General features: G+C 50.6%; 12 protein-coding genes and 1 pseudogene. 12 read left to right on the top strand and 1 reads right to left on the bottom strand.

Annotated elements, in window-relative coordinates; genetic code table 11:
- Positions 1 to 500: phage tail sheath family protein (locus tag HPY58_13135; GenBank protein NPV30561.1), on the top strand; the 500-nt coding region annotated here is incomplete at its 5' end.
- A gap of 14 nt (positions 501 to 514) precedes the next feature.
- The gene (locus HPY58_13130) at positions 515 to 1036 is read left to right on the top strand and encodes a phage major tail tube protein (GenBank protein ID NPV30560.1); all 522 of its coding nucleotides are present in this window, start codon (positions 515 to 517) and stop codon (positions 1034 to 1036) included.
- A 59-nt stretch (positions 1037 to 1095) separates the two neighbouring features.
- Here HPY58_13130 and HPY58_13125 read toward each other — a convergent pair whose 3' ends face one another.
- Positions 1096 to 1377 carry a hypothetical protein gene (locus HPY58_13125; GenBank protein NPV30559.1) on the bottom strand — a complete coding sequence of 94 codons (282 nt, stop codon included), beginning with the start codon at positions 1375 to 1377 and terminating at the stop codon, positions 1096 to 1098.
- 49 nt (positions 1378 to 1426) lie between these two features.
- On the opposite strand from HPY58_13125, the gene HPY58_13120 reads away from it, so the two are divergent.
- The 10 genes and pseudogenes from HPY58_13120 (at position 1427) to HPY58_13075 (ending at position 8588) form a co-directional block, all read left to right on the top strand.
- Positions 1427 to 1705 (top strand): phage tail assembly protein, encoded by a 279-nt coding sequence (locus tag HPY58_13120; GenBank protein ID NPV30558.1) that lies wholly within the window; start codon positions 1427 to 1429, stop codon positions 1703 to 1705.
- A 165-nt stretch (positions 1706 to 1870) separates the two neighbouring features.
- Positions 1871 to 3964, top strand: a complete 2094-nt coding sequence (locus tag HPY58_13115) for a phage tail tape measure protein (protein NPV30557.1) — start codon at positions 1871 to 1873, stop codon at positions 3962 to 3964.
- Entirely contained in the window at positions 3957 to 4166 is a 210-nt protein-coding gene (locus tag HPY58_13110; GenBank protein ID NPV30556.1) for a phage tail protein, read from the top strand. The genes HPY58_13115 and HPY58_13110 overlap by 8 nt, the downstream gene beginning before the upstream one ends.
- Positions 4166 to 5179, top strand: a complete 1014-nt coding sequence (locus tag HPY58_13105; protein ID NPV30555.1) for a hypothetical protein — start codon at positions 4166 to 4168, stop codon at positions 5177 to 5179. Before HPY58_13110 ends, HPY58_13105 begins: the two co-directional genes overlap by 1 nt.
- Complete coding sequence (locus HPY58_13100) at positions 5179 to 5658, top strand: phage baseplate assembly protein V (GenBank protein ID NPV30554.1); 480 nt, start codon at positions 5179 to 5181, stop codon at positions 5656 to 5658. Before HPY58_13105 ends, HPY58_13100 begins: the two co-directional genes overlap by 1 nt.
- A gap of 12 nt (positions 5659 to 5670) precedes the next feature.
- Positions 5671 to 6081: a phage tail protein gene (locus tag HPY58_13095; protein NPV30553.1), complete on the top strand. Its 411-nt coding sequence runs from the start codon at positions 5671 to 5673 to the stop codon at positions 6079 to 6081.
- A complete protein-coding gene (locus tag HPY58_13090) occupies positions 6082 to 6417 on the top strand; it encodes a hypothetical protein (protein NPV30552.1) in 336 nt (111 codons plus the stop codon). It begins immediately after the preceding gene.
- Positions 6386 to 7507 (top strand): baseplate J/gp47 family protein, encoded by a 1122-nt coding sequence (locus tag HPY58_13085; protein NPV30551.1) that lies wholly within the window; start codon positions 6386 to 6388, stop codon positions 7505 to 7507. Before HPY58_13090 ends, HPY58_13085 begins: the two co-directional genes overlap by 32 nt.
- Positions 7500 to 8063: a phage tail protein I gene (locus tag HPY58_13080; GenBank protein ID NPV30550.1), complete on the top strand. Its 564-nt coding sequence runs from the start codon at positions 7500 to 7502 to the stop codon at positions 8061 to 8063. The genes HPY58_13085 and HPY58_13080 overlap by 8 nt, the downstream gene beginning before the upstream one ends.
- Positions 8064 to 8588: pseudogene (locus HPY58_13075) on the top strand (phage tail protein).
- Positions 8589 to 8830: the final 242 nt, after the last annotated feature.

Here is an 8830-nt window from a genome sequence, read left to right as displayed (position 1 = left end):
AAGCACTCCAGGCCAATGGTGCTGTGCTGGCAGACGGAACAGAAATTGCCTTGGGCCCTGACCAGGCTGCCTATCTAAATGGCCAGGGAATTATCACGGCCTTAAACTTTATCGGTGGCTGGAAGGCTTGGGGGAACCGCACTGGGGCTTATCCGGCGGTAACGGATCCCAAGGATGCATTTCTGCCGATCCGCCGCATGTTTGATTGGATTGCTAATACGCTAGTGCTTACTTTCTGGCAGAAGGTCGATTACCCGATTAACCGGCGGCTGATTGATACCGTTGTTGACAGCGTTAATATCTGGCTCAATGGCCTTGCTGCTCGGGGCTTTATCCTTGGTGGACGGGTGGAGTTTATCCAGAGCGAAAACCCGGATACTGACTTAATGGATGGCATTGTGCGTTTCCATGTGTATGTTACTCCGCCGGCGCCGGCCAGGGAAATTGATTTTATCGTCGAGTGCGACCTGCAGTACCTCAAGTTTTTGTTTGCCGCTTAAAGGGGGTGTTGTGATTGAACCAGGTTCCGGAAAAATTGATCAACTTTCGGGTCTATGAGGACGGCGTGGACCTTTTAGGTATAGCCGATGTAGAACTGCCCAGTATAGAGGCCATGACCGAGACTGTCAAGGGTGCCGGTATTGCTGGCGAGGTAGAGAGCCCGGTCCTCGGGCATTTTGGCAGTATGACCTGTACCATAAATTGGCGCACTATTGTTCGGCCTATCGTGCATTTGGTTGAGCCACGGGCTCACAACCTTGATTTCAGGGGCGCTTTGCAAGTTTATAATACTGCCACGGGCGAATATCGGGTGCAGGCTGTCAGGGTTTCTGTGAGGGCTTTGCCGAAGAAGACGCAGTTGGGGAAGCTGGATGTGGGAGCCAATGCGGATGCTTCTAATGAATTCGAGGTCGTTTATCTTAACGTTACTATTGACGGGAGGAAGTTGGTGGAGATTGATAAGTACAATTATATTTGCTTTATCAACGGAACGGATTATTTGAGGAGAGTCAGGCAGGCTCTTGGCCTGAGTTAAAGGAAAGGCCCACCTGCTGATTAGGTGGGCCTTACTTGACTTTATTTATTTCATTGGCTTTATTTCATTTTTAACATGCGTTTAGTTGTCCTTATCCGGCGCATAACCGTGAAAGGAGACGGAGACCGGGTTGAGGGTTTGTAGTTTTCGCCATCGCCAAATAGGAATTGGCCTACGTAGAGAATACATCCAATAATTCCTAGTACAAAGCCAACGTAGTACATAAGCTTCGCATTAAAGAGCGCTTCGAGCATGGTGCCAAGAAATATTCCGGGGATCACGGACAATACAAGCACTATGCTCCAAATGATTATCATTAGCAGAATATAACCGATATCCATATTAATTTCCCCCTTTTCTGGGATTATACCATGAGAGGAGCTGCTAGTCATGGAGAAAGTTGTCTTGAGCAAGCCGTTTGTTTTCGAGGATAAAGAATACCGTGAGATCGAAATGGACCTTGAAGGGCTAACAGGCCGGGATTTGATAAATGCGGCAAACGTGGCAAAGACCTTAGGCGATCCTTCTCCTGTAGCTGAGCTTTCAAAGGCATATCTTGCTGCTGTAGCGGCCCGGGCTGCTAAAGTCCCTGTAGAGCTTATTACTTCCCTTCCTGCCAAGGATTTTACCGCTGTTACTTTGGCGGTACAAAATTTTTTGTTCGAGTAGGGATCAACAGGAACATTAAAAGTTTGCTTATGGAAGTGAGCATTCTCTTGTCCGTAAACACTTATACCCCTATCTCTTATTGGTTGGACTTGCCCTTTCTCGAACTGACAGAATGGGTTGACAGTGCCGGCAAGGTATTGGCTCGCGGGAAAGGCGGTTAGGAGCATGGCGCGTAAGGTTTATGAGTTGGCTCTAGTGCTGGCTGGAAAGATAGATTCTTCGTTCGGCGGGGCCTTTTCTTCGGCTGGTGAAAAATTGCAGAGAATGAACCGGACTATTTCAGCCTTGAGAGCGGAAATGCGCCAGCTGGAGAAGGCCCAAAAGGCAGGCAAGATAACGGCCGAGGAATATGCTAGCGCTCATGCAAAGCTTGCCCAGCAATTGGAGGAGACCGAACGGGCTCAAAAAAGACTGGCAACAGCGGTACGCATAAATGAGAAAGTAGCAAGCTTCCGTCAGGCTATGCGGGGTCGCCTTCTTGATACTGTTGAGTACGCCTTAACTTTGGGTGCTTCAGTTAGAGCGGCCATTCAATTTGAATCCGCCATGGCTGATGTAAGAAAAGTAGTCGATTTTGAGACCCCGGAGCAGTTCAAGGCCATGGGTAAGGACATCGTTCAGTTATCTAAGCGCATTCCCATGGCTGCCAGTGAATTAGCTCAAATTGTTGCGGCTGGCGGCCAGGCCGGTATTGCTAGAGAGGAACTTTTAGGTTTTGCGGAAGCGGCTGCCAAAATGGGGGTAGCTTTCGATATTACAGCTGAGGAAGCCGGCCAGACCATGGCCGAGTGGCGGTCGGCTTTCAATATGACGCAGGAGCAGGTCAACATTTTGGCGGACCAGATTAACTACTTGGGCAATACTACGGCAGCTTCAGCGCCAAAAATAGCTGAAGTCGTGCGCCGTATAGGTCCTTTGGGTGAAGTTGGCGGCGCTGCAGCGGCGCAGATTGCCGCCCTGGGTGCCACCATGGTGTCAGCGGGTATCCAGGAAGAGGTAGCTGCAACCGGCATCAAAAATTTGATTTTGGGGCTTGTGGCTGGTGAAAGCGCTACAAAGGGGCAGGCTGCAGCCTTTAAACGCCTTGGCTTGGACGCCGTAGAAATGGCCAAGCTCATGCAGAAAGATGCCCAAGGAGCGATTTTGAAAGTTTTAGAAGCTATAAAGCGGTTGCCCAAACATGAACAGGCTTCGATGTTAGATGAATTGTTTGGCAAAGAGAGTATCGGCCCGATTTCGGTTCTCTTGACGCGTTTAGACGCTTTGAAAGAGAACTTTTCTAAGGTGGGCGATGCCACAAAATATGCGGGCAGTATGCAGGCAGAATTTGAAGCCAGGTCGGCAACTACTGAAAATAGGCTACAGTTATTAAGGAATCAGATGACTGCCCTTGGGATTTCTGTTGGAGAGATACTGCTACCGCCTCTGAACACCTTAGCAGGGAGGCTGGCAGGTATAATTGAAAGGGTTCAGGAGTTAGCCGGAAGGTATCCAAGCTTGACAAATGCCATTGTTATTGGTACTGCAGCTCTTATGGGTCTGAGTATTGCATTCTGGGCGGTAGGTTATGCTGCTAGTATTATTGCTACACCCTTTACCACGCTTTATATGCTGGCTACAAGGTTTGGGATTGTAAGCGGTATTGCAACTGTAGCGACTAAGACCTGGGCGGCAGCGCAATGGCTTCTGAATGCGGCCTGGGCTGCCAGTCCAATTGGAGTAATGATTGCGGGTGTAGGGGCGCTGATTGGTATTGGGTACCTGTTGTACCGCAACTGGGACAAAATAAGAGAGTTCTTTGTTAACTTGTGGAATGGCCCATTGGCTGCCCTCGATAGGTTCGCCAAGAAAGTATATGAAAAGCTCGGCAAAGTGTTAAGATGGTTCGGTTTGGGAGGAGAAGCCAGCCCTAAAGCAGGAACTACTGGTGGCTTTGGCGGTTTCAGGGCTATTGAAGGGCACGCCGCTGGAGGCATTTTTGATAAACCGCACATGGCATGGATTGCAGAGAAAGGTCCAGAGGCGGTGGTGCCCTTGGACGGTTCTTCCCGGGCCGTATCACTATGGGCACAGGCAGGAGAGATACTGGGTGTGAGACCTACAAGTGCGCCTCAAATTGTTTATTCTCCCATCTACAACGTGTATGGGGGCGGAGACGTGGAGGAAGCTGTGCGGCGAGCTGCCAAACAAGCAGAAGATGACTTTGCGGCCCGGATGCGGGCCTTGCTTCATCAGGAGAGGCGGCTAAGCTATGCGTGAGTATGTGACAATGCAGGGCGATACATGGGACCTGATCGCTCTGCGGGTTTACGGCAGCGAGAAGTATATGACCAAACTCATTGAGGCCAATCCTGAACACCGGGAGACGGTCTTTTTTTCTGCCGGCATTCGGCTGAAAGTACCGGAAATCACCACGCCCGTGCCTTCCAAACTTCCGCCCTGGAAGAGGAGCGGTAGCTGATGCAGTTCGCCCGCCGGGCAAGACTCAAAGTGGCCTATAACAACAAAGACATAACCGCTGACTTGGAACGGTATCTTTTGAGCTTTTCTTACACTGACCATGCCAGCGGCAAGGCCGACGACCTGCAAATAAGCCTAGAAGATAAGGCCAGACTCTGGAAATCGGATTGGATGCCTGAGAAGGGAGCAACCCTACAAGCATCTATTCAGGTACAGAATTGGGACTGGGCTGGGCAGTTCGAGATGTTACCTTTGGGCACATTTGAGATGGATGAAATTGAATGCACCGGGCCCCCGGAGACGGTAACGATTAAAGCTGTATCGGTGCCGGAATCGACATCCCTGCGGGGAGAAGATAAGACTCGGGCCTGGGAGAAGACCACGCTATATTTGATAGCCAGGGATATCGCTGCAGAAGCCGGGTTGGGACTGCTTTATGAAACTACTGACAACCCCCAATATGATAGGGTAGAGCAAACCGAGCAGTCTGACCTGGCTTTTTTGTTGAAGCTTTGCGAAGACGCCGGGTTATCGCTGAAGGTTACGGGCCAACAGATAGTTATTTTCGATGACAGTAAGTATGAACAGATGGAGCCGGTTATGACTATAATCCGGGGGACCTCGTCGGTCATATCTTATTCGGCCAGTTCCCAGACGCGAGAAATTTATTCGGCGGCTCAGGTGAAGTATCAGGGCAGGAGGGGGAAGGTATACGTTTATACCTATACTCCTCCTAATAGGCCACCTACTGGCAAAACCCTGGTCATAAATGAGCGGGTGGACAGCCTGGCGGAGGCCGAACGTTTGGCGAGAAATCGCTTAAGACAGAAGAACAAGGAAGAAACGAAATTCAGCCTTACCATGATGGGGAACATAAACCTCGTTGCAGGGGTAACAGTGTTAATTCAGGGATGGGGTAAATTTGACGGCAAGTATTTCGTGGAAGAGGCAACTCATAGCGGACCGGGATACACCACCAAAGTCGAGTTGCGCCGGGTGCTGGAGGGATATTGATGTCCGGTATTTGGAGGAACCTCATACGGATAGGGAGAGTATCGGCGGTAGACCCCGCCCGGGCCACTGCCAGGGTAGTGTTCGAGGCCCAGGAAGTGGTATCCTATGACCTTCCGGTTATCCAGCGCCAGACCTTGCGCAATAAGGATTACTATCTTCCCGATGTAGGTGAGCACGTAGTTTGTATTTTCTTACCCACCGGAAACGCTGATGGATTTATTCTTGGAGCCATTTATACCGATGAGGACCAACTGCCGGCGAGCAGCCAGGATAAAAGGGTGATCCAGTTTGAGGATGGGACCAGAATTGAATACGATCGGGCCTCCCACACGCTGACCGTTAACGCCGTTGGCCCTATTAATATCGTGGCTGCCGGCAACGTTAACGTAACGGGAGACGTAATTGCAGATGGTATTAGTCTAAAAAGCCACGTTCATCCGAAAAACGACAGTGGTGGCCCGACTGGGCCCCCGCAATAGAGGTGAAGTTCCTTGATTGGGAGCCTTGGGCCAGTAGTATTTGAGACTTCTTCTGAAAAAGTAAGGACATTTACTGACTTCAAACGTTCCGGCAGTGCACGTTGGGGCAAACATGAGATAATGCTCGGCAAGCCAGTGAAGGAATTTCTTGGCCCTGGCGATGAGCAGATAACCTTTTCGATTAGGTTAGACGTATCCTTGGGCGTTAATCCATCCGATGAACTCTTTGTTTTACGCTTTATAAGGGATAATGGCCTTGCTATGCCGCTGATTCTTAATGGACGGCCGGTATCTGAAAACCTCTGGATTATAGAATCTCTGAACGAAAACTGGAAATACGTGGACAACGAAGGCCGGCTGCTGGCAGCCGAAGTTGAGTTAACTCTTTCGGAATACATGCCGCCGCCGGAGGTGACGGGGTAGATGGAATATGATGTACTGGCCACCATAGGAGAAATAGACTTTGCTCCCCCATCTGAGTTAGCGGAAATACTTCAAAACGTGCGGACAATCCTTACTACTCCCAAATATTCGGTTCCTCTTAACCGGGAATTTGGTGTGACCGCAGCCTGGCTGGATGACCCTCTGCCGGTGGCCCAGGCCAGATTGACGGCCGAAATCGTTATGGCGGTCCAACAGTGGGAACCCCGGGTAAGGGTAACCCGGGTAACCTTTGAAGGCGACGCCCAGGAAGGTATTCTTCGCCCGAAAGTGAGGGTGAGGTTAATTGAGCAGCTTGAGCAATCTGCCTCAAATTGAGTTTGTTTCGACGGATGTAGGGGAAATTGAGGCAAACATCATAACTGTTTACGAAGGCATTTCGGGGCGCAAGCTGGCTCCAGGGGATCCGGTGAGGCTGTTTTTGCAGGCCATAGCGGCTATAATTGCGCAACAGAGAGTCTTAATCAACTATGCTGCCAAGCAGAATCTCCTGATGTATGCGGAAGGGGCCTATCTAGATCACATTGGTGCTCTGGTAAGAACCGAAAGGCTGCCGGCGAAAGCGGCTCAGACCACGTTGCGTTTTACTATATCTCCTCCACAGCCACAGGCAGTTATTATCCCTGCTGGCATCAGGGCAACGCCGGATGGGCAGGTATTTTTCGCAACGGTGCAGGCAACCACAGTACCGGCCGGGGCCACCCAAATTGATGTTGTGGCAGAATGCACGACACCGGGGACTATAGGCAACGGTTGGCAGGTTGGGCAGATTAATAAACTTGTTGACCCTTTGCCTTGGGTGCAAAAGGTTGAAAATATTACCGTAAGCTCTGGCGGGGTTGATGAGGAAGACGATGACAGCTACAGGGAACGCATTCGCCAAGCGCCGGAAAGTTTTTCTGTAGCTGGTCCTGAAGAGGGCTATAAATATTGGGCCAAGTCAGCTCACCAATCCATTATTGACGTATCGGTGACTTCGCCGGCACCGGGACAAATTGAAATCCGTCCCCTGCTTGAGAATGGCCAGATCCCCGGGCAGGAGATATTAGACGCCGTTGCCGGGGTTTGCAATGATAAGCGCATCAGGCCGCTTACTGACCAAGTGGTAGTTTTAGCTCCTGAAGTTGTCAGCTACAATATCGATTTAACCTATTATATTGCCCAGGCAAATGCCGCTATAGCAGCCAGCATACAGGAAGCAGTAAACAAGGCGGTAGAGGATTATGTGGCCTGGCAGAGGGCCAAATTGGGCCGGGACATTAACCCCTCGGAGTTGATCGCCAGGGTAATGGCTGCCGGCGCTAAGAGGGTAAACGTTATATCGCCGGTGTTTACTTCGATCGCTCCGCACCAGATAGCGATAGCGGGAACCGTTTCAGTGCAATACGGAGGGCTAGAGGATGACTAATATTCGAGATGTCCGGTTGATAGATATCTTACCGCCTAATATTGGCCAGGACGGCAAGGTCAGGGCTGCTGCTGAAGCCCTGGATCGGGAACTCCAGGCGGTCACAGCTGCGATTGACCAGTGTTTGCTTCTATCCAGAATTGAGGAGTTAGCTGAGCCAGCAGTTGACCTTCTGGCCTGGCAATTTCACGTGGACTTCTACGATGCAGGGCTTCCGATAGAGCAAAAGCGGGTACTTGTAAAGAATTCTTTAGACTGGCACAGGCGCAAGGGCACACCGGCAGCGGTCGAGGAATTGATAACGGCTCTATTTGATGAAGGCAAGGTAGTTGAATGGTGGGAGTACGGTGGGGAGCCATACAAGTTCAAAATAGTTACCCACAATGCAGCGGTTACCAACGAAAGAGCGCTCGAATTTATTAGGGCACTAGAGTCGGTTAAAAATGCCAGGTCTTGGCTGGAAAAAGTTGAAATCACCCTAACGGATGATGTTCCCCTCTATCTCGCCGGGGTTGTTTATATGGGCGACAGATTAGAACTGAGGCAGGTGGTTTAAGTGGCTGCATTTGGCGGGTTAATTATTACCAATAGAGGACGGGCTTTGCAGGCTAAGGCACAGATTGGCACCCAGTTGGTGTTTACTCGTATAGCAGTTGGCGATGGAGACTTGGGTGGTAGTTCTATCCTGGACCTTACCGCACTTAAGCATGAAGTTAAATCGTTGCCGATTACGAAAATCAAGACCCTTTCGGGCGGCAAAGCGGTGCTGGGGGCGATCTTGAGCAATCAAGATATTACCCAGGGTTTTTATCTGCGGGAAATAGGAGTATTTTCTCAGGACCCGGATCTAGGAGAAATACTGTACTGCTATGGCAACGCCGGAGCCCTAGCTGAATACATCCCTGCCGGCGGTGGGCCGGATATTATTGAGAAAAACATTGATATCATCATCCTCGTTGGCAATGCCTCAAGTGTTAGTGCGGTTATAGATGAATCTCTAATTTTTGAAACCCCGGCCGGGGCCCAGGAGAAGGCTGATATAGCGGAGGCCAATGCGAAGGCCTATACAGACCAGCAAGTGGCTACAAGGGTCTTAAATGCTGGCAACACTCCATCCATTCAAGCCGGTCCTGATGCCAGCAAGCCTGCCCCCGGAACCGCCGGTTGTCTTTACGTAGCCACGGATACCCAAATAATCTATCGCGACACTGGCACGGCCTGGATCAAGGTAGGGGTGGTGAAGTGGGGGGATATCGAAAGGAAGCCCAGCACCTTTCCCCCTTCCGCTCACAAGAGCACTCATGCCACCGGTGGTTCCGATGC

The organism is Bacillota bacterium (assembly GCA_013177945.1).
Classification (GTDB): Bacteria; Bacillota; DSM-12270; order Thermacetogeniales; family Thermacetogeniaceae; genus Ch130.
This window is presented reverse-complemented; position numbering and strand designations above follow the sequence as displayed.